The following is an 18,008-nucleotide window of genomic DNA, read 5'->3' as shown; positions in this document are numbered from 1 at the left end:
GTTGAAATCTACCGTTCGCGAAACGCGGCCTGCCGTTGGCGAAATAAGCCCGTGGTTTCAAGTGGTTTGGCTTTTCGGCCGGAAAGCGCACTGCGCAGATGTCGCAAGCGTAGGCCGGATGGTGCGATCTGTCGCACTGCGGTGCTGCGTGGTCTGAGCAAGCGTTTGAAAGGTCACAAAATGAACTTGGATATTCCATCCCATGCCCGCGCGGCTACCAGTTTTGCAATTCTAGTTTCGCTGATCGCCCCCGCGGCCCACGCGCAAGATCGCGGCGTGCGCGGTGCTGTTGGCTTGGGCGTATCATATGGGCCCACCTTCCTTGGATCAGACGAGCAAGAAAGCAATTTGATCCCGATCCTTGATCTTGAGATCGGCCGGTATGGTTTTCTGAACCAACGTGGTTTGGGCCTGCAAAACTCCAACAAATTTGGCAGCGGTGATCTGAAATATGGGTTTGGTCTTGGCTATGATTTTGAGGAACGGATCGCAGCGGATGAGCCAAACCTGAACGGTTTGCCCGATATCGAAGCCGGCGCCATTGCAACCCTGTTTGTGGAGTATGAAACCGGACCGCTGACATATGGTGTCGAACTCCAACATGGCTTGTCCGATGAAGGCTCCGACGGAACCCAGGTAAAGCTTTTTGGCACCTATAGCGCGCAGGTCAACAACCGCATGCGGCTGTCGGCGACGCCATACTTCATCTGGGCAGATGACTCCTGGATGGACACTTATTTTTCTGTAACGCCGACCCAGTCCGTCGCATCAGGTCTGGCGACGTTTGATGCCAATTCGGGTGTTGCTCAAGGAGGGATAGTGCTGACCGGGAGCTATGCGCTACGACCGCGTACAATCCTGTTTACAAGCCTCGATGTCTCGACGCTCACGGGGGACGCAAAAGACAGCAGTGTGAGCCTGGAAGACACGCAAACCAGCCTGACCGCTGGCGTCCTGTTCCGGTTCTGAGCTGATCGTGCCTTCACATTTGCCAAAACAGGATGAGCGATGCGAATTTTAATCCTTCTCACGGCGGCGGGTATCGGCCTGGCCACGGGTCTTTTTCTTTTGCACCCCGAAGACCCCGACCGCCGCAACGCATTTATGCACGAAACCGCGCCTCTCAAGATGGGGGTATTGCCCCCGGAAGACGGCGTCACATTGGCGCTGATAGACAAAGGTCCTGCGTCCGCACCGCATGTGCTGTTGGTGACTGATGTGACGCCACAGTCCATTACGGGCCTTGACCTCACCGCACAGGGGCTCACGTCTGAGGTCGAATTCTTTCAGGTGATCGAGCAGATCGGTTTGGACCGCCTCCGCACATTGGCTTCGGTGCCTTCCACCGGAGAGACGTCATTTCCCCTTGTTAGCCACCCGTACACTGACCTGTTGCCCGCCGCTGGTACAGCCAGCCGCCACATTGCAAGCGGCACCAATTTCCCCGAGCACCAGGAGGAAACTCAGGCCCAATCGGTGTTCAATTTTCCAAAATTCGGTGCAGCTACACCGCCGGTTACAACCGTATCTGTGACAGAACACGAACTGCTTGATTATGAGGTGGAGATTTGCGCGCGATTTGATCGCGACATCAAAAGCGTCGAGGATTTTGATCAAGCCCGCAAAGGGTTCTTCTTGTGCGGGGATTTTTCCGATCGGGCTGCTTTGATGCGTTTGATCGACCCGGACAATCTGGATTCAGGCAAAGGGTTCAGCGACGCCAAAAGTGGCCCGGACCATTTCCCCTCTGGCGGAGTTTTTGTTGTGCCACGGGATTGGCGCAGGTTTGTTGAAACCGAGCGCTTAACGACATCTGTCAACGGGGAGCCTCGTCAAGATACCCGCGCCGGTGACATGATCCTTTCGTTTCGCGATCTGGTGGAAAAAATCCTGGCCGATACAACAGAGGCACGGTTTCTTTATCAGTCGCGGTATTGGCATCTCGTGGAAGATGCCCGAATTGCCCAAGGACAGGTCCTGATGTCCGGAACGGCCGAAGGGGTGATCTTTATGCCGCCCAGTCTGCGCCAAATTTTACGCGGTTCATTCCGGTATGTGATCGATGGCCACGTCCTGAAAGGGCGCACGCCCTATCAGGCGGTTGTCGAGACGTTTTTAAACGAAGAGCGCAAATCCTACCGCTTTCTGCAACCCGGCGACCGTGTCTCACACCGATCTTCTCATATGGGGATGATTTCCGCGTTGGTGGTCCAGGCAACCATAGGAGAATAAGCCGCAGAAGGACACAGCGCTTTCGCCAGTCGACAAGGCGCGCAAATTCATTGATCACACATGAGAAGAAGTTCAGGTTTGCCTGCATACACATGCTGCGAAATTGTGAGACCGTCTTTTCAAAGCAATACAGAACCAAACAAAGGGACAGCGAGTTAAGCCCTTGGAAACCTGGACGTTATACGTGTTCACTGTTCTCGCCTTGATGAGTACGCCAGGGCCAAGCCAGCTGTTGATGCTGACAAATAGTGGTGTTCACGGCTTCCGCCGGTCGCTTGCCACCGCGGCAGGCGACCTTTCTGCAAATGCACTGCAGATGCTGGCGGCGGGGTTGGGGCTTGCAGCAGTTATCACGGCATCCGCGATCGCCCTCAGCCTTATCAATGAGCGGTGGTCGTATACCTCATTTGGTTGGGAGTTCAGATGATCCGGCGCGCCAAACCAGTTTCAGCCGCAGTGCGCGTGTCTGGACGACGCTGACTTCTGAGTTTCATTTAGTGTGTGTTTACAGACCGCGTCGGCGACAGCCACATTCTCTCCGGGCATATGTCCGCCCCGATGTTGGCCTCATGCCCGCGCGCGGTCTTGTGCGCGGGCGTCCAAATCAATGTGCCGGGTCAAAGTTCCCTTCGGCAGATGCAACAGATCCTCACAGGCGGCGACGCCGATTTCGGCCAGCCCCGAAGGGTCGTAAATCCCGTGCTCCAGCGATCCTTCCAGCCACAGCCCGTCAATGACACCGTTTACCACAATCGACAGGCGCTTGGTCTCTGCTGCGGTAACGCTGCGCCCGTGGGCGGCCAGAACCTCGGGGATCAGTCCTTCGAGAATTTCCAGAAATTCACCATATGACTCCTTGTGAATACGATCAAACTCAGGATCTGACCGCACCACGCCAATAAATGTCGCCCATAAAGAGACCTTGAAACTCGACAGGTTCGGTTCGGACAGGTTGCGCGCGATAAAGGACGCCAGACGGCTTTCGGCCGAACGGTCCGGCGCATCCGCATCCCGTGCGGCCTGACCGGTGAGCATTCCGATCAGATAGGCATAGGCCTCGCGCACCATCTCATCCTTGGAGGCAAAATAGTGGCGGATCAGCCCGGCTGACACACCGGCCTCTGCCGCGATTTTCCGCGCACTGGCCGCATGCAGCCCATGGTCGGCGACCACATTCAACGTGGCTTCGATCAGTTCACGGCGGCGCACGTCTTCTGACAGGCGTTGAAAAGTCTTGCGCGTCATCTGGGTGGGTGTCCTCTTCCTGCCACGGGGTGGCCTGTCCCGGCCCTGCGCCTGTGTCGCGCGTTTTTGTAGATCTACATTTGTTCAATAAACGCGCGGGTTCAAGCGGTTCCACTTTCAAACCTCCCGTTGGGGCGGGCGGGCTTCCTTTCTTGTTGTTCAATTGTACAATAAGTGGGCGCGCCAACATGACAAAGGTTTCATTCATGCAGCTTGACAGTTTTGACCGCCATATCCTGGACCTGTTGCAACGCGATGCCCAGACCAAAGTGGATGTGATTGCGGATCGGGTGGGCCTGTCCGCCTCTGCTGTGCAACGCCGCATTCGCAAGCTGAAGGCGGAAAATGTCATCACCGGAGAGGTCGTGGTGGTGAACCCCAAGGCAGCTGGCAATCTGATGACCTTTGTTGCCGGGGTCGAGATCGAGCGTGAAAACTATGAGGCGCTGGGCCGGTTCCGCGAATGGGTGGCGCAGAATGACAATATCCAGCAGCTTTACTATGTGACCGGTTCGCTGGATCTCGTGGTGATTATCCTCGCACGGGACACGGAACATTACGATGACATCTCGGCCGAGATGATGAAAGCCCATCGCCAGATCCGTCGCGTCACCACCCATGTGGTGCTGAAGTCGCTGAAAACCGGACTGGCGCTGCCGCTGCAGGATGAAGACCGCTGACGCTCCATTTGGGGCGCTTTCAATTCACGTGCGCCTTGATGTAGGCGCATCTGGTTCAATTTCGCTGCCAAGGGGTCGTTTTTTCGCTGCAAGATTTCTGCCAAGCCAGCCTGACGAAAGCGACAGACCCTCATGACCACCATCGACCCCAAAATGCAGATCCCGCAGCCACAGCCCCTGGGCCGCGAGACTTTGGCGCTTGATGCCGGGTTGGTGATTGACCCCCGCACGCGGGCGATCCAGCCCAATATCTCCATGTCGGTGAACAATATGGTTACTCCGGGAGAGGGGGCCTTTTCCGCGGATGGGGTCGAGGATCTGACCGCGCTGCCCTATATGTATGCGCGCTGGACAAACCCGACGGTGATCGAGCTGGAACAACGGGTCGCCGCCCTGGAAGAGGCCGAACAGGCCATGTGCACCGCCAGCGGTGTTGGGGCGATCTCGGCGACGTTTCTGGGGCTGTTGAAGGCGGGTGATCACCTGATTATCAGCGATGTCTGCTATGCCGGTGCGGCCGAGCTGGCCCGCGGTGTACTGCCCGATTTCGGGATCGAGGTCAGCCAGGTCAATCTGTCTGATCCTGACGCGCTCGCAGCAGCGATGCGACCCAATACCAAACTGGTGCATTGCGAGAGCCCCTGTAATCCGCTCTTGCGGTTCACGGACCTCGCCCGGATCAGCGAGATTGCCCATCGGGGTGGCGCGCTGGTCAGTGTGGATTCGACTTTGGCAACACCGGTGGCCTGTCGGCCGCTGAATTTTGGCTGCGATCTGGTGATTCATTCGCTGACCAAATTTATCAACGGTCACGGGGATGCCATGGGCGGGGCAGTCGCCGGAAGCCAGTCCCTGATTGCCAAAATCCGCGCCCGCAGCGGCGTTTACCTGGGGTCTACGCTCAGCGCGATGAACGCCTGGCTGATCCTGCGTGGGATCGACACGCTTTACCCCCGCATGAAAACCATGAGCGACAGCGCCAGCCAAATCGCCCGGTTTCTGGAAGACCATCCGCGTGTCAAACGTGTGCTGCACCCAAGTCTGGACAGCCATCCGCAGGTGGATCTGATCGCCCGACAGATGGATCTGCCCGGCGCATTGATCAGCTTTGAAACCAATGACTTGGCCGCGACGGAACAGAGGTTTGCGGACCGTCTGAAGGTGATCCACTATGCCTTTTCCGTCGGCCATCAGCGCAGCCTTCTGACGCTGCTCGACACCGACGTGATGATGAAATCCACCTATAAACTGCAGGGAGAACAACTGGCCGATTACCGCGCCTATGCAGGCGATGGTCTGTTCCGGCTGAGCGTCGGGCTTGAGACCGTGGACGATCTGATCCGCGATCTTGACCAAGCGCTGAGAGATTAACACCCAAAGAGGCGCGCACGCCCGTCTGACACCGGCCAAACATGGTGCAGACACGCTATCGGCTTGCAGAAAACGCCCGAAATGTGCTTTCCCTGTTTTACAGTCGTACAACAGGGCGAGACTCGCACAGACCCGTCAAGAGCGCAAAAGCGCCGCCAAACGGGGCCAACAGGAGAGAAGATGACACAAGATCCCGCGATTGAAATCCGCGATCTGCACAAGAGCTATGGCGCGATAGAGGTGCTGAAAGGCGTTTCGATGACCGCTTATCCGGGCGACGTGGTTGCCGTGATCGGGGGCTCTGGATCCGGCAAATCAACAATGCTGCGCTGTATCAATATGCTCGAAAAGCCAAGCTCGGGTCGCATTGCGATCCAGGGCGAAGCCTATGAGATGCGCCAGTTGGGGACCAACGCAATGGAGCCCGCTTCGCCGAAACAGGTGCAGCGGATCCGGTCGCAGCTTGGGATGGTGTTTCAGAACTTTAACCTGTGGCCACATCGCACCGTTTTGCAGAATGTGATCGAAGTCCCGATCCATGTCCTTGGCGTACCCAAGGAGCAGGCGGTTGCACGTGGTCGCGACGTGCTCGCCCGTGTTGGACTGGCTGAAAAGGAAGACGTCTATCCGGCCTTTATGTCCGGTGGACAGCAGCAGCGCGCGGCCATTGCGCGGGTGCTGGCGGTGGACCCGCTGGCCATGCTGTTTGATGAGCCGACCTCGGCGCTTGATCCGGAACTGGTGGGCGAAGTGCTCAGCGTGATCCGGGATCTGGCGGCGGAAAAACGCACAATGGTGCTGGTCACCCATGAAATGGCCTTTGCCCGCGATGTGGCCAGCCACGTGATCTATTTGCGTGATGGTCGGATCGAGGAAGAAGGCCCACCCGAGCAGATCTTTGGCGATCCGCAATCGCCGAACCTGCAACAGTTCATTCGCTCTGTCGCCTGACGCCTGTCGTCCTGCGCCCTTTTTACCCCATCACGTCACCCATAGGGAGAATACCATGCTTCGCAAACTGAGCTTTGCCATTCTTGCCACCAGTGCCGCGGCACTGGCCGCACCAGTTGCCGCCGAAACCTTGAAAGTTGGCGTTTCCGCCGAACCTTATCCGCCGTTCTATGCCCCGGATGCATCCGGCGAATGGAAAGGCTGGGAAATCGACTTCATGAACGAGCTGTGCGCGCGTATCGAAGCCGAATGCATTGTCACCCCGGTGGCATGGGAAGGCATCATCCCGGCGCTTAATTCGGAAAAGATCGATATGATCATCGGCTCCATGTCCATCACCCCGGCGCGGGCGGAACAGATCAACTTCTCTGACAAATATTATGACACGCCAACCGCGCTGGTCATGGCCAAGGGCAGCAAATTCGAAAACAGCCCCGAAGGTCTGAAGGGCGCCTATATCGGTGCGCAGTCCGGTTCGATCCAGCAAGTCTATGCTGAGAAATATTTTGCCGAAACCGCCAGCGAAATCCGCTTTTACCAGACCCTGGACGAAGAACTGCAGGATCTGGCGGCGGGCCGTATCGACGTTGTGATCGGCGACTCCCTCGCGATGGAACCGTTCATCACCTCTGACGAAGGCAAAGCCTGCTGTGAATTCAAAGGGGCCGTAGCGGCTGACCAGGACGTTCTGGGCTATGGCGTTGGCGTTGGCATGCGCAAGGAAGACACCGAGCTTCTGGCCAAAGTAAACGCGGCCATCGCAGAGATCCGCACCGACGGCACCTACGAGAAGATCTCGGCCGATTACTTCACCTTTGACATCTACGGCGAGTAATCGCTGACTGGGGCTGCCCCTGCCGGGCGGTCCCTTCCAACCCTCAGATCAGAAAGCGTGCCTGCGTGTTGCAATCCATTGACCTCAGCCTTTTAGCCTTCAACCCTCCGGGGTGGGGTGGCGCCCTGCTCAACGGGTTTGTGAAATCCATCCAGCTTGCCGCCGGTGGCTATGCCATTGGTATTCTGATCGGCATTCTGGGGGCCAGTGCCAAGCTCTATGGCAACCGGGTCGTCAAGGATCTGGCCGAGATCTACACGATGGTGATCCGTGCGGTGCCGGAACTGGTTCTGATGCTGGTGTTTTACTACGCCGGCACGGATCTGATGAATACTGTTCTCAAGGCGATGGGGTATGACGGGTTCGACGTCAACGGGCTGTTGGCCGGTATCCTTGTGATTGGTCTTGTGCAGGGCGGGTACACAACCGAGGTCATCCGCGGCGCGATCCTTGCGGTGCCGCCGGGCCAGATCGAGGCCGCCGCCGCCTTTGGCATGTCGCCGGGCAAGGTGATGCGCCGGGTGACTCTGCCTGCCATGACCCCCCACGCGCTGCCGGGGATGGCCAACCTGTGGATGATCGCAACCAAGGATACGGCGCTTTTGGCGGTCATCGGGTTCAGCGAGCTGACTTTGGTCACCAAACAGGCCGCCGCAGCAACCCGCGAGTATTTCATGTTCTTTATCGCCGCCGGGATCCTCTATCTGATCCTGACCCTTGGCTCCAACGTGATCCTGCGCCGGTTTGAACGTCACGCCCGTCGCGGCATGGTCCCGGTGCAGCGGTAAGGGGGGCAAAGAGATGACTGATATGAATATCCCCGCCACCGCCGACAGAACACCCGGTGCACTGGCCCAGATCCGCGCATTCTTCCTGCCCCATCGCATCGTCATGCTGGCGCTGGCCCTGTCGGGCGTTGCCGCCATGGTGCTGACCATGGACTGGAGCTGGCTGCCGCAGTTCATGCCCCGCCTCTGGGGCGGTCTTCTGATGACGCTTTATATGCTGTTTGGCAGCGTGATCCTCGGCTTCCTTCTGGCGGTTCCTCTGGGGCTGGTGCAGGTGGTTGGCCCACGTCCCCTGCGCTGGCTCGCAACCGGTTTCTGCACCGTCATCCGCGGCACGCCGCTCCTGTTGCAGCTCTGGCTGTTCTACTACGGGCTCGGGTCGCTTTTTGCCCAATACCCGGAAATCCGCGAGACCTGGATGTGGCCCTATTTGCGGCAGGCCTGGCCCTATGGGCTATTGGCGCTGACCATCTCCTTTGCTGCCTATGAAGGCGAAGTGATGCGCGGCGCCTTTGCCGGCGTTCCCCATGGAGAACTGGAAGCCGCCCATGCCTTTGGCATGCCCAGAACCAAGGTCTTTACCCGTGTCTGGTTGCCGCGCGCCGTGCACCGGGCCCTGCCAACCCTGACAGGTGAGATCATCCTGCAGCTCAAATCCACACCGCTGGTGGCCACGGTGGCGGTGGCGGATCTTTATGCCATTGTCACGCGGGTCCGGCAGGCCACATTGCTGACCTATGAACCGCTTCTGCTGCTGGTGGCGATCTACCTCTGCCTCAGCGCGATCCTGATTGCGGGTCTGCGCTGGCTGGAAAACCGGGTGCCCAGCGGCCATTGACCATCGCTTCCTAACCACTCCCAAAACGGCCTCATCTGGCCAGCCTCACCCCGATGGGTGCAATATGTATCCGACCATTTGGTGGGCGTGCCCAGCTTTTACTGACCTTCCCCCGCCCGTGTGCGCCACGTAGCTAATCTGCAAATCAGCCCTGATTTTCCCAAAAGGAAGTCAGATTAAACGAAACGGGCCACAGGGGCAAATCTGGGAATTGGGTCACGTTATGACACTTGGGTCAGGTTCATCTGACGTTCAACAAGTGGCAAATGGCGGACCGAGGAGGATTCGAACCCCCGACCCCTTGATTCGTAGTCAAGTACTCTATCCAGCTGAGCTATCGGTCCATTTGCCACAGAACCCTTGGGCAAACCCGGTTCTGTCGTCTGACACGCCCTATCTGTGCCGTTTTAATCGCCTGGATGCGATTAGAGGGAAGTGGCGGACCGAGGAGGATTCGAACCCCCGACCCCTTGATTCGTAGTCAAGTACTCTATCCAGCTGAGCTATCGGTCCATTTGCCACAGAACCCTTGGGCAAACCCGGTTCTGTCGTCTGACACGCCCTATCTGTGCCGTTTTAATCGCCTGGATGCGATTAGAGGGAAGTGGCGGACCGAGGAGGATTCGAACCCCCGACCCCTTGATTCGTAGTCAAGTACTCTATCCAGCTGAGCTATCGGTCCACTGTGGAGCCGGGGTGTATAGCGAGGTTGAGGGAGTCGCAACCCCAAAAACCAAAATAAATGACAAAACACCCACACAATTTAATGGGCCCTGCCAGGCGATCAAACCACCGCCTGCAAGGCGCCGTCGCCCTTGGGCAGGATGATCTCAAAGGCGGTGCCTTCGGGGCCGGTGCGGTTCAGACGCACCTGCCCGCCATGACCCCGCGCCAGTTCCGCTGCAATGGCCAGACCCAGACCCGAGCCGCCTTTGCGGGTGCCGCCCTGAAAGGGGGTGAACAGGTTTTCCTGCGCCTTCATCGGCAGGCCCGGTCCGCTGTCGACCACTTGGATACACCAATCGGGGCCGATTTCCCCGGCCTCGATCAGCACCGTGCCCGCTTTGCCGGTTGCCGCAATGGCCTGGCGGGCGTTGCGCACGAGGTTCATGATCACCCGGAACAGCTGTTCGGGATCGGCGCGCACCACCAGATCGGCGGGCACCTCGGACGCGATGGTCACCAGCCCGCTGTCTTCGGCCAGGGTTTCGCCTGCAACCACATCATCCACCACAGAGTACAGGGGCACCATGGTCAGCGTGGGCGCAGGTTCTTCGGCGCGACCAAAGGCCAGCGTGCTTTCGCACAGGGACACGGCGCGGGTGATCGAGTTTACCAGCTTGGGCGCAAGGCGGCGCACGGTGGGGTCTTCGCTCATCTCGATCCGGTCGGTGAACAACTGGGCCGAGGTCAGGATATTGCGCAGATCATGGCTGACTTTGGCCACTGCCCCGCCCAGCTGAGCCAGACGCTCCCGTTGCCGCAGCGCATGGGTCAATTCCACCTGCATCTGTTGCAGCGCTTCCTCGGCCTCGCGCAGCTCGACCACGGTGGCCAAGGGGGTGATGATCCCACGCGCGTCCTCGGGCGCTTGGGCATAGCGCTGCATATAGCCGACGACCCCTTTGATGGGTCGCACCAGAAGATACCGCACCGCCCAGAACAACAGCAGCGCAGTAAAGACCGAGATCACCGCGGACAGTACCAGAATGCGCAGCCCGTAATCCAGCATGGCTGCCCGCAATGGCTCTGTTTCGATGGTGATTTCAATCAACAGCCCCGCATCCCGCACCGGTTCCCCGATCACACGGACAACTTCGTTGGTCGGACGCGCCAGCCGCATCATCGCATCCCGGATCAGGGCCATTGCGGTGGCATTGCGAATGTCAAACGTATTGGCAATGGGCTCTGGAATAGGAGAGGCCAGCATCAGCTGGCGCAGCTCGTCCCGGCGCAACACCACGTTATAAACGCCGGCGTTCTGCAAAAGCTCCGCTTCCAGCTCTGTCTCCAGCATGTCATCCGCCAACAGCGCCAGGGATGCGATCTGGGCGCGCTCCAGCCGGTCTTGCAGATATTCCTGGCGAAAGCGCGCAATCGACGGGACAAAGATGAGGACCTCGGCCAGCATGACAAAGACCGTGGTCAGGATCAGAAATCTTCCCGAAAGCGTATTGAGCATTCTGCTCCCTTTATGGTGCGACTTTACGTTAGGGCATCCATCGCTGAACAAACCCTACCATGCGTTTAACAAACGGACTGTCGAATAACTTAGGAGAGAAATAAGCTCCCGCGACCCGTTTGTTAAGCTCTGCTATCGTCGGATAGGGCGCAATCATTGCGGCAATCTGGCTCATCTTCATGTTATTTGCCAATACCATGGACCACAGCGCACATTGTTCACCCGCCTGATGCCCCGCAAGGGAGACGCCAATGGGGCGTCCTTTGACCACCATGACCTTGATCAGACCTTTGGTTTTGCGTTCTGCAATCGCGCGGTCATTGTGGTGATATTCAAACCGCGCCACCTCCAGCTTGTCGCCATATTGCGCGCGGGCTTGGGCTTCGGTCAGGCCGATCTGGGCCAGTTCCGGATCCGTATAGGTGGCCCATGGAATGTGGTTGGTTTTCACCTTGGACGGCATGCCAAAAAGCGCGGATTTGATGATCACACCGGCATGATAACCGGCCACATGGGTGAACTGCAGCCCGCCGGCCACGTCCCCAATGGCATAGACCTTCTTGTTGGTGGTTTTTAGACTGTCGTCCACCTTGATCCCCGTGCGGGTGCTTTCGATACCGGCAGCTTCAAGGTTTAGCTTGTCGACATTGGACTTGCGCCCCACGGCCATCAACAGATGGGAGCCCGCATAGGTCGCGCCGTCCTTGGTCAGCACTTCAATGGCGCCCGCTTCCCCCCGGATTTCCGCCGCCAGCGCATCTTCGACAATCTCAACCCCTTCGGCGCGCAGGCTGTCCAGCACCACGGCGGCCATTTCGGGATCATCCTTGCCCAGCGCCTTGGCCCCTTCGATGACCGTGACTTTTGAGCCCAGCCGCACATGCGCCTGCGCCATTTCCAAGCCGATGGGGCCACCGCCGATGATCAGCAGATGATCCGGCTTTTCTTTCAGATCAAACAGGGTTTCGTTGGTTTCATAGGGCACACTGTCCAGCCCCGGAATGGGTGGCACCAGCGGCGAGGAGCCGGTGGCAATCACCACCCGGCGCGCGGTGATGCGGGTGTCGCCCGCGTCCACCTCGGTCGGAGAAACAAAGCGGCCAAATTCCTGAATCACCTTGACGCCGAACCCCTCAAACCGTTCCACGCTGTCCATGGGGGCAATCTGAGCAATCACGTCATGCACGTGATCTTTGGCGGCGGCGTAATCAACCAGCGGGGTTTGATCCGCCACGCCAAAGTCATTGGCATGGGCCTGGCCATAAGCGGCCTTGCCCGCGGCCAGCAGCGCTTTGGACGGGACGCAGCCAAAGTTCAGGCAATCGCCGCCCATCTTGTGGCCTTCCAGCAGGATCACGCTGGCGCCCATCTGGCTGGCGCCTGCCGCAACCGACAAGCCACCCGACCCGGCGCCGATCACCAGGATATCACAGGTCAATTTTTCCATTGGATCATTCCGCCTTATCAGAGGTCTTGTCAGTGGTATTGGCGGGTCGTACCGCCTTGATCACAATTGGCATTGCCGCCAAAACACAGAGCCCCAGGATCGGGCCAATAATATGAGGTTCCCACAAGAGGCTGAGATCCGGGTTTTCGCCGCGGTCAAACACTTCACCCAGGCCCACGCCAATCCAGGTGAACACAATCCCGCCCGGCACAATGCCCACAGCTGTGGTCCACAGGAAGTTGCGCAGTTTCACCCCAACCAGTGCGGGCAACAGATTGGCAACAAAGAAGGGCACCGCCGGCACCAGACGCAGCAACAGCAGCACTTCGATCTCGTTGTTGCGCAGCGCGTTTTTCAGGGATTGAACCCGCCCGCCTGCGTTTTCGATCTTGGCATTCAAAAACGAACCAAGCCCCCAGCGCGCCGCCAGAAAGATGCCCGTCGCCCCGATCGTGGCCGCCACCACATTGGCAAATGTGCCCGTGCCCAAACCAAACAGAAATCCGCCCGTGACCGAGGCCACCGCTGCACCGGGCAGCGAAAAGGCCACAATCACCACATAGATCCCCATAAACAGGGCCAACATGGCCAGGAAGTTCTGATCGCGAAACGCCACCAGGGCCTCACGATTGTCGCGCAGCGTGTCAAAGGACAGGTAGTCCTTGAGGGTTGCAGCCCCGATCACCGCCACCAGAACCACCGCAATCAGCGGCAGATGACGCGCCAGACCGGCTTTTTTGACCGGTGTGGATTGGGGTTCACTTGTGTCGCTCATGGGCGTGCCTCGTCTGTATCTGGCTCCTCAATGGTCCCCGCAGACCCATCATGAGGAATTGTCTTCCTTCAGTGCTACGCGGTAAGTATGAGCAAAGCGAGTATCCAAGGAGGCTTCTCACGCCGCCTTGATCCCCGGCCGGACATTTTGTGAGGTCTGCAACAGTTTCGCCCTGCCTTTGCGGGGTTTGCCGTCTGATTTGAAACTTTTTTGGCGGAAATATTGCAGTTTCACGGCAAAACCTGAGGAAAGGCCGGGAAAGGGGTTTGACTTACCGGGGATTCACTTCTAAAGACCGGGCTTCGAGATTGACCCCGGGTGTGTGTGATTCCGCACTGTTCCCGCAAAGATTAGGAGACCGGAGCGATGAAACGCACCTATCAGCCTTCGAACCTGGTTCGCAAACGCCGCCACGGCTTCCGTGCGCGCATGGCCACTAAGGCAGGCCGCAAGATCCTGAACGCACGCCGCGCACGTGGCCGCAAGTCGCTGAGCGCGTAAGTTTACGCAGCTTAAGTGATTTCCGTCAGGAACGGATTTAAAACCGCCGGAGGCGCCCATGGACGATGACACCATCGCAGGGACAACGCCTTCGGCGGTTTCCGTTTGCGCCACGCCCAGCGCCAAACAGGTCAAGAACCTGGGCGGTGTCGAAATCATTGCCAAACGCAGCGACTTCCTGCTGGCGGCCCGCGCCAAACGGCAGGGCACCAAAGCGATGATGCTGCAGGGACGCAATCGTGGTGACGATGGTCCTGCACGGGTTGGCTTTACCTGCTCCAAAAAGGTCGGCAATGCCGTGGCCCGCAACCGGGCCAAACGGCGACTGCGTGAGATTGCCCGACTGGTGCTGCCCGCCCATGGACGCGCGGGATGGGATTACGTGTTGATCGGCCGGGCAGAGGCCACCGCCAGCCGTGACCTGGCCGACCTGCAAAAAGACCTCATCTACGCGTTGAAAAAAATTCACGGCCCGTCATAGGCACCAAATGCTCCCGCCCGTGTCGGAGGCTTCACAGAAGCCCCCTCCCCCGTTGGGCCGAGCGCCGCTGGCGCGGCGCGGATTGCGCCTGGGGCGAAGGCTTACTATGTAAAAGCCATGACGCCATTTGCTTTTGTTCTCTCCCTGCCGGTGCGGGCCTATCGTCTGATATTCAGCCCCTGGGTTGGGCACAATTGTCGGTTTCAGCCGACCTGTTCGGCCTATGCGATGGAAGCGCTGGAAAAACACGGCGCGGTCAAAGGCAGCTGGCTGACCCTGCGCCGACTTGGCCGCTGTCATCCATTGGGATCCTCTGGCTATGACCCGGTTCCGGATCCCACTGCCCCCAAGACCAAGGGCGGCTGTGGGTGCTGCGGCACATCTTCGGAGAAGTGACTAGCGGCGTTCAAAGAACAAAGTGACCTCACCCAGGGTCACACCAAACCGGCTGAGATAGGCGCGGTTTAACACGCGCCCGTCCTCAAGCAGCCACATCCAATCATCAAACCGGACGGCCATTGTCCCCTGCCCACCCGATTTTGGCAGATCAAACTGGTAGCGCCAATTGAACGTATCCCCGCGTTCTGCGCCGATCGCCACTCCGCGCACGCCATCTGCGGTGCCCTCCCAGGTCTGATCCGGGCCAATTGCACCGGTTTTCCGCAACCGCCAGACACGGCGTTCTGTTGCCCCGTCAGAATAAAAGAACCGTTCATCCAGCGTCAGAACATCACCATCCCAGTCACCGCTGATCTCAACCTTGAACCGGCGGCGGATGGTGCCGAACCGGTCCTGAAACTGGCCATAGGCCACGGTTTCGCCGTGGAAATACGTCTCTAGATCAAGGTCCTGCGGGCTGAGCTTTGGGTCGTCCAACGCCGGACGGCCACAGCCCATCACCCCCACAAGGGCCAGGATCCCCAAGGTCTGCCAGTGGTGACGCAGCATACTCTCTCTCCTCTCAAGTCATGGACGTATACGTGGCACCGGGCGGCGCAGATCATTTGGGACTGCGGCTCGCGCCCTTTTTTTCTTGGCAAAACCCTGCGCCTTCGGTAGGGGGCGGGCCATGCTTGATGATGATCTGGACGAAATCCACCCGCTGTTTGCAGGCGCGCCGACCACCACCGCCTTCAAGAAGCTGCGCAAACGTATCGTTCGCTATACACGCGAGGCGATCGAGCAGTATGGCATGGTCGAGAAGCGCGAAGACGGCAGCCGTCCCAAATGGCTGGTCTGCCTGTCGGGCGGCAAGGACAGCTATACCATGCTGGCGGTTCTTTATGAATTGCAATGGCGCGGGCTTTTGCCGGTGGATTTACTGGCGTGTAATCTGGATCAGGGTCAGCCTGGCTTTCCCGCCACTGTTCTGCCGGACTTTCTGGAGAAAATGGGCGTCCCCCACCGGATCGAATATCAGGACACCTATTCGATTGTGATGGACAAAGTGCCCCAAGGGCGGACCTATTGCGCACTTTGCTCTCGTCTGCGGCGCGGCAACCTGTATCGGATCGCGCGTGAAGAGGGCTGTTCGGCCGTGGTTCTGGGGCATCATCGCGACGACATTCTGGAAACCTTCTTCATGAATCTCTTTCATGGCGGACGTCTGGCGACAATGCCGCCCAAGCTGGTGAACGAAGAAGGCGATCTGTTTGTCTATCGCCCGCTGGCCCATGTGGCCGAGGCCGATTGTGAGAAGTTCGCCCGCGACATGGGCTATCCGATTATCCCCTGTGATCTGTGCGGCAGCCAGGACGGGTTGCAGCGCCAGCAGGTCAAACAGATCCTGGACCAGTGGGAATCAAACAGCCCCGGTCGCCGTCAGGTGATGTTTCGGGCCCTGATGAATGCGCGCCCCTCGCATCTTTTGGACCCCAAACTGTTTGATTTCATGGAGCTCACCACAAAAAAAGCGGATAATTCGTCTGAATCTGAGGAGATTCCGCTTTTGCGTTAAAGGTTCAGTCAGATCAGAACCCCTAGTGTGGACCCAAGCCGGTGATAAAGGTGAAAGGTCCGCAAATGAACATGTTAAACTCAGGTCTGCTGGCACGGCTGCGTAATTCTCTTGCGCCGGTCCTGTTGGGTCCGCCTGTGTTGGCGTTTCTGCCTGCTCTGACGTTGGGCACCTATTGGATGGGTGGCGAACACGCGCTGATGATTGCGGCCCTGGGCCTGCCCTTGTTTTTTGCCGGCCTTGGCTTCTTTTCACGTGGAACCAACGCACCGCTGGATTCAACGACCGGGCTTGTGCTGCGCGACGGGTTTGAGATGGTCACCCAAGAGGTGTTTGAAACCGCCGGGCGCAAAGAGCAAAACTCCGCGGTTTTTATCATTGAAATCGACCAGTTCGCCGAGCTTGAGAGTGAATATGGCGAGCAATCGGTTGAATATGTACTGCGTCAATTGGGCCAACGGCTGAGCGAGGCCACCCGGTCACGCGATTGTGTGGCACGGATCGCCAGCAATAAATTTGGCATTTGCCTCAGTGTGATGCCGCAATTGGATCTGGAACTTTGCATCCAGCTTGCCAGCCGTTATCAGACCAAACTGGAAGAAGCGATCCAGCTGGACGGCACCAGCATCTATGTGACCTGCTCGATCGGGTTCTGCACCCGCCGCCAATCGCCCGAAGAAGAATCCGAAAGCTGGGTTGCCGCCGCCTTTGCCGCGCTGGAAGAGGCCAAGCACAATGGCCCCTCGGGCATGCGCGCCTATTCCTCGGAACTGCACCACCGCACCAAACGCCGCCGCAATCTGCACGGCGAAGTGGTGCAAGCCCTGGAAAGCGGTCAGATTCAGGCCTGGTTCCAGCCGCAGATCAGCACCGACACCGGCCAGATTTCCGGCTTTGAAGCGCTGGCCCGCTGGGTGCACCCCGTGCATGGAATGATCCCGCCGACCACATTTTTGCCCGCGCTGGAAGACGCCGGGCTGATGGAACGGTTGAGCGAAGTGATGGTGTATCAGTCTCTGTCCGCGCTCAAAGCCTGGGATGCCGCTGGTGTGGACGTGCCGCAGGTGGGCGTGAACTTTGCCGCCGATGAGCTGCGCAACCCCGGTCTGGTCGAACGGATCAAATGGGATCTGGAACGATTTAGTCTGGACGCCAACCGCCTGTGCATCGAAGTGCTGGAGACCGTGGTCAGCGACAGCCCCGACGATATGATTGTGCGCAATATTGCCGCATTGGGTGAATTGGGCTGCGGCATCGATCTGGACGACTTTGGCACGGGACATGCGTCAATCGGTGCGGTGCGCCGGTTCAATGTGAGCCGGATCAAGATCGACCGGTCCTTTGTCACCAAATCCGACCGCGATGCAGAACAGCAGAAAATGGTCGCCGCGATCCTGACAATGGCCGAACGGCTTGAACTGGAGACCCTGGCCGAAGGGGTGGAAACCGTCGGGGAACATGCTCTTTTGGCGCAGCTGGGCTGCGACCACGTGCAGGGCTATGGCATTGGCCGCCCAGTGCCCTTTGACCAGACGCTGGACTGGATTTCGGCCCATATCTCCAAATTGAAAGAACCCCCAGCCATCGGCGGCGCCTCCTCATAGGCGCGCCGCAGCGCGATTTTGCTTTGTAAAAGCAGACAAACACCCAGCTGATCCGATCATCAGCCCGGATTCTGCTTGACCTTTTGCACCTAGGTCTGTTGAACCACCCTGTCATTTGCAC

General features: G+C 58.6%; 19 protein-coding genes and 3 tRNA genes. 14 read left to right on the top strand and 8 right to left on the bottom strand.

The features are described 5' to 3' along the window. Nucleotides 1-180: 180 nt before the first annotated feature. The 3 genes from GFB49_RS08430 to GFB49_RS08420 all read left to right on the top strand — a co-directional run bounded on the left by GFB49_RS08430 (nucleotide 181) and on the right by GFB49_RS08420 (nucleotide 2,659). Nucleotides 181-969, top strand: coding sequence for a MipA/OmpV family protein (locus GFB49_RS08430; protein ID WP_153215421.1), 789 nt, complete (start codon nucleotides 181-183; stop codon nucleotides 967-969). A 39-nt stretch (nucleotides 970-1,008) separates the two neighbouring features. Next, a complete protein-coding gene (locus GFB49_RS08425; RefSeq protein WP_153215420.1) occupies nucleotides 1,009-2,232 on the top strand; it encodes a fumarylacetoacetate hydrolase family protein in 1,224 nt (407 codons plus the stop codon). 163 nt (nucleotides 2,233-2,395) lie between these two features. Beyond that, nucleotides 2,396-2,659 (top strand): LysE family translocator, encoded by a 264-nt coding sequence (locus GFB49_RS08420; RefSeq protein ID WP_153215419.1) that lies wholly within the window; start codon nucleotides 2,396-2,398, stop codon nucleotides 2,657-2,659. A 140-nt stretch (nucleotides 2,660-2,799) separates the two neighbouring features. Here GFB49_RS08420 and GFB49_RS08415 read toward each other — a convergent pair whose 3' ends face one another. After that, nucleotides 2,800-3,477: a TetR family transcriptional regulator gene (locus GFB49_RS08415; RefSeq protein WP_153215418.1), complete on the bottom strand. Its 678-nt coding sequence runs from the start codon at nucleotides 3,475-3,477 to the stop codon at nucleotides 2,800-2,802. Nucleotides 3,478-3,665: 188 nt separating this feature from the next. Here GFB49_RS08415 and GFB49_RS08410 point away from each other — a divergent pair, with 188 nt between their 5' ends. From GFB49_RS08410 to GFB49_RS08385, 6 genes are all read left to right on the top strand, one after another. Further along, on the top strand, nucleotides 3,666-4,157 hold the full coding sequence (locus GFB49_RS08410) for an Lrp/AsnC family transcriptional regulator (RefSeq protein ID WP_153215417.1): 492 nt from the start codon (nucleotides 3,666-3,668) through the stop codon (nucleotides 4,155-4,157). Nucleotides 4,158-4,289: 132 nt separating this feature from the next. Beyond that, complete coding sequence (locus GFB49_RS08405; RefSeq protein ID WP_153215416.1) at nucleotides 4,290-5,528, top strand: trans-sulfuration enzyme family protein; 1,239 nt, start codon at nucleotides 4,290-4,292, stop codon at nucleotides 5,526-5,528. Between the two features lie 180 nt (nucleotides 5,529-5,708). Further along, a complete protein-coding gene (locus GFB49_RS08400; RefSeq protein WP_153215415.1) occupies nucleotides 5,709-6,479 on the top strand; it encodes an ABC transporter ATP-binding protein in 771 nt (256 codons plus the stop codon). 55 nt (nucleotides 6,480-6,534) lie between these two features. Next, nucleotides 6,535-7,314, top strand: a complete 780-nt coding sequence (locus GFB49_RS08395) for a transporter substrate-binding domain-containing protein (RefSeq protein WP_153215414.1) — start codon at nucleotides 6,535-6,537, stop codon at nucleotides 7,312-7,314. Between the two features lie 65 nt (nucleotides 7,315-7,379). Beyond that, nucleotides 7,380-8,102 (top strand): ABC transporter permease, encoded by a 723-nt coding sequence (locus GFB49_RS08390; protein ID WP_343032518.1) that lies wholly within the window; start codon nucleotides 7,380-7,382, stop codon nucleotides 8,100-8,102. 13 nt (nucleotides 8,103-8,115) lie between these two features. Further along, on the top strand, nucleotides 8,116-8,940 hold the full coding sequence (locus GFB49_RS08385; RefSeq protein WP_153215413.1) for an ABC transporter permease: 825 nt from the start codon (nucleotides 8,116-8,118) through the stop codon (nucleotides 8,938-8,940). Nucleotides 8,941-9,207: 267 nt separating this feature from the next. Here GFB49_RS08385 and GFB49_RS08380 read toward each other — a convergent pair. The 6 genes from GFB49_RS08380 to GFB49_RS08355 all read right to left on the bottom strand — a co-directional run bounded on the left by GFB49_RS08380 (nucleotide 9,208) and on the right by GFB49_RS08355 (nucleotide 13,344). Then, nucleotides 9,208-9,284: transfer RNA gene (locus GFB49_RS08380), tRNA-Arg, on the bottom strand. Between the two features lie 92 nt (nucleotides 9,285-9,376). Next, nucleotides 9,377-9,453 (bottom strand) — tRNA-Arg (locus tag GFB49_RS08375). Between the two features lie 92 nt (nucleotides 9,454-9,545). Further along, a tRNA-Arg gene (locus GFB49_RS08370) sits at nucleotides 9,546-9,622 on the bottom strand. 102 nt (nucleotides 9,623-9,724) lie between these two features. Beyond that, nucleotides 9,725-11,122 carry a sensor histidine kinase gene (locus GFB49_RS08365; protein WP_153215412.1) on the bottom strand — a complete coding sequence of 466 codons (1,398 nt, stop codon included), beginning with the start codon at nucleotides 11,120-11,122 and terminating at the stop codon, nucleotides 9,725-9,727. 28 nt (nucleotides 11,123-11,150) lie between these two features. Then, the gene (locus GFB49_RS08360; RefSeq protein WP_153215411.1) at nucleotides 11,151-12,569 is read right to left on the bottom strand and encodes a dihydrolipoyl dehydrogenase family protein; all 1,419 of its coding nucleotides are present in this window, start codon (nucleotides 12,567-12,569) and stop codon (nucleotides 11,151-11,153) included. A 4-nt stretch (nucleotides 12,570-12,573) separates the two neighbouring features. Further along, nucleotides 12,574-13,344, bottom strand: a complete 771-nt coding sequence (locus tag GFB49_RS08355; RefSeq protein ID WP_153215410.1) for a TVP38/TMEM64 family protein — start codon at nucleotides 13,342-13,344, stop codon at nucleotides 12,574-12,576. 366 nt (nucleotides 13,345-13,710) lie between these two features. Here GFB49_RS08355 and rpmH point away from each other — a divergent pair, with 366 nt between their 5' ends. The 3 genes from rpmH to yidD all read left to right on the top strand — a co-directional run bounded on the left by rpmH (nucleotide 13,711) and on the right by yidD (nucleotide 14,722). Beyond that, on the top strand, nucleotides 13,711-13,845 hold the full coding sequence (gene rpmH / locus GFB49_RS08350; protein WP_005980833.1) for a 50S ribosomal protein L34: 135 nt from the start codon (nucleotides 13,711-13,713) through the stop codon (nucleotides 13,843-13,845). A gap of 58 nt (nucleotides 13,846-13,903) precedes the next feature. Beyond that, complete coding sequence (rnpA, locus tag GFB49_RS08345) at nucleotides 13,904-14,326, top strand: ribonuclease P protein component (RefSeq protein ID WP_153215409.1); 423 nt, start codon at nucleotides 13,904-13,906, stop codon at nucleotides 14,324-14,326. Nucleotides 14,327-14,443: 117 nt separating this feature from the next. Then, nucleotides 14,444-14,722: a membrane protein insertion efficiency factor YidD gene (gene yidD, locus GFB49_RS08340; protein WP_153215408.1), complete on the top strand. Its 279-nt coding sequence runs from the start codon at nucleotides 14,444-14,446 to the stop codon at nucleotides 14,720-14,722. Here the strand turns inward: yidD and GFB49_RS08335 are convergent, their stop codons facing one another. After that, entirely contained in the window at nucleotides 14,723-15,274 is a 552-nt protein-coding gene (locus GFB49_RS08335) for a DUF3833 domain-containing protein (protein ID WP_153215407.1), read from the bottom strand. Between the two features lie 121 nt (nucleotides 15,275-15,395). Between GFB49_RS08335 and ttcA the strand changes: the two genes are divergently transcribed. Next, on the top strand, nucleotides 15,396-16,283 hold the full coding sequence (gene ttcA / locus GFB49_RS08330) for a tRNA 2-thiocytidine(32) synthetase TtcA (protein ID WP_153215406.1): 888 nt from the start codon (nucleotides 15,396-15,398) through the stop codon (nucleotides 16,281-16,283). A 65-nt stretch (nucleotides 16,284-16,348) separates the two neighbouring features. Continuing rightward, nucleotides 16,349-17,887, top strand: coding sequence for a putative bifunctional diguanylate cyclase/phosphodiesterase (locus GFB49_RS08325; RefSeq protein WP_153215405.1), 1,539 nt, complete (start codon nucleotides 16,349-16,351; stop codon nucleotides 17,885-17,887). The last annotated feature ends 121 nt before the right edge of the window (nucleotides 17,888-18,008 follow it).

Origin of the sequence: Tritonibacter litoralis, assembly GCF_009496005.1 — a bacterium.
Taxonomy (GTDB): Bacteria; Pseudomonadota; Alphaproteobacteria; order Rhodobacterales; family Rhodobacteraceae; genus Epibacterium; species Epibacterium litoralis.
Note: the sequence above shows the minus strand (reverse complement) of the source record. Positions and strands in the feature narration are given on the sequence as shown.

Coding starts and splice junctions, on each gene's coding strand:
- GFB49_RS08355 (WP_153215410.1), bottom strand. CDS start 13,344: ATGAGCGACACAAGTGAACCCCAATCCACACCGGTCAAAAAAGCCGGT.
- GFB49_RS08360 (WP_153215411.1), bottom strand. CDS start 12,569: ATGGAAAAATTGACCTGTGATATCCTGGTGATCGGCGCCGGGTCGGGT.
- GFB49_RS08415 (WP_153215418.1), bottom strand. CDS start 3,477: ATGACGCGCAAGACTTTTCAACGCCTGTCAGAAGACGTGCGCCGCCGT.
- GFB49_RS08395 (WP_153215414.1), top strand. CDS start 6,535: ATGCTTCGCAAACTGAGCTTTGCCATTCTTGCCACCAGTGCCGCGGCA.
- GFB49_RS08400 (WP_153215415.1), top strand. CDS start 5,709: ATGACACAAGATCCCGCGATTGAAATCCGCGATCTGCACAAGAGCTAT.
- GFB49_RS08325 (WP_153215405.1), top strand. CDS start 16,349: ATGAACATGTTAAACTCAGGTCTGCTGGCACGGCTGCGTAATTCTCTT.
- yidD (WP_153215408.1), top strand. CDS start 14,444: ATGACGCCATTTGCTTTTGTTCTCTCCCTGCCGGTGCGGGCCTATCGT.
- GFB49_RS08385 (WP_153215413.1), top strand. CDS start 8,116: ATGACTGATATGAATATCCCCGCCACCGCCGACAGAACACCCGGTGCA.
- GFB49_RS08365 (WP_153215412.1), bottom strand. CDS start 11,122: ATGCTCAATACGCTTTCGGGAAGATTTCTGATCCTGACCACGGTCTTT.
- rpmH (WP_005980833.1), top strand. CDS start 13,711: ATGAAACGCACCTATCAGCCTTCGAACCTGGTTCGCAAACGCCGCCAC.
- GFB49_RS08425 (WP_153215420.1), top strand. CDS start 1,009: ATGCGAATTTTAATCCTTCTCACGGCGGCGGGTATCGGCCTGGCCACG.
- GFB49_RS08335 (WP_153215407.1), bottom strand. CDS start 15,274: ATGCTGCGTCACCACTGGCAGACCTTGGGGATCCTGGCCCTTGTGGGG.
- ttcA (WP_153215406.1), top strand. CDS start 15,396: ATGCTTGATGATGATCTGGACGAAATCCACCCGCTGTTTGCAGGCGCG.
- GFB49_RS08410 (WP_153215417.1), top strand. CDS start 3,666: ATGACAAAGGTTTCATTCATGCAGCTTGACAGTTTTGACCGCCATATC.
- GFB49_RS08405 (WP_153215416.1), top strand. CDS start 4,290: ATGACCACCATCGACCCCAAAATGCAGATCCCGCAGCCACAGCCCCTG.
- rnpA (WP_153215409.1), top strand. CDS start 13,904: ATGGACGATGACACCATCGCAGGGACAACGCCTTCGGCGGTTTCCGTT.
- GFB49_RS08430 (WP_153215421.1), top strand. CDS start 181: ATGAACTTGGATATTCCATCCCATGCCCGCGCGGCTACCAGTTTTGCA.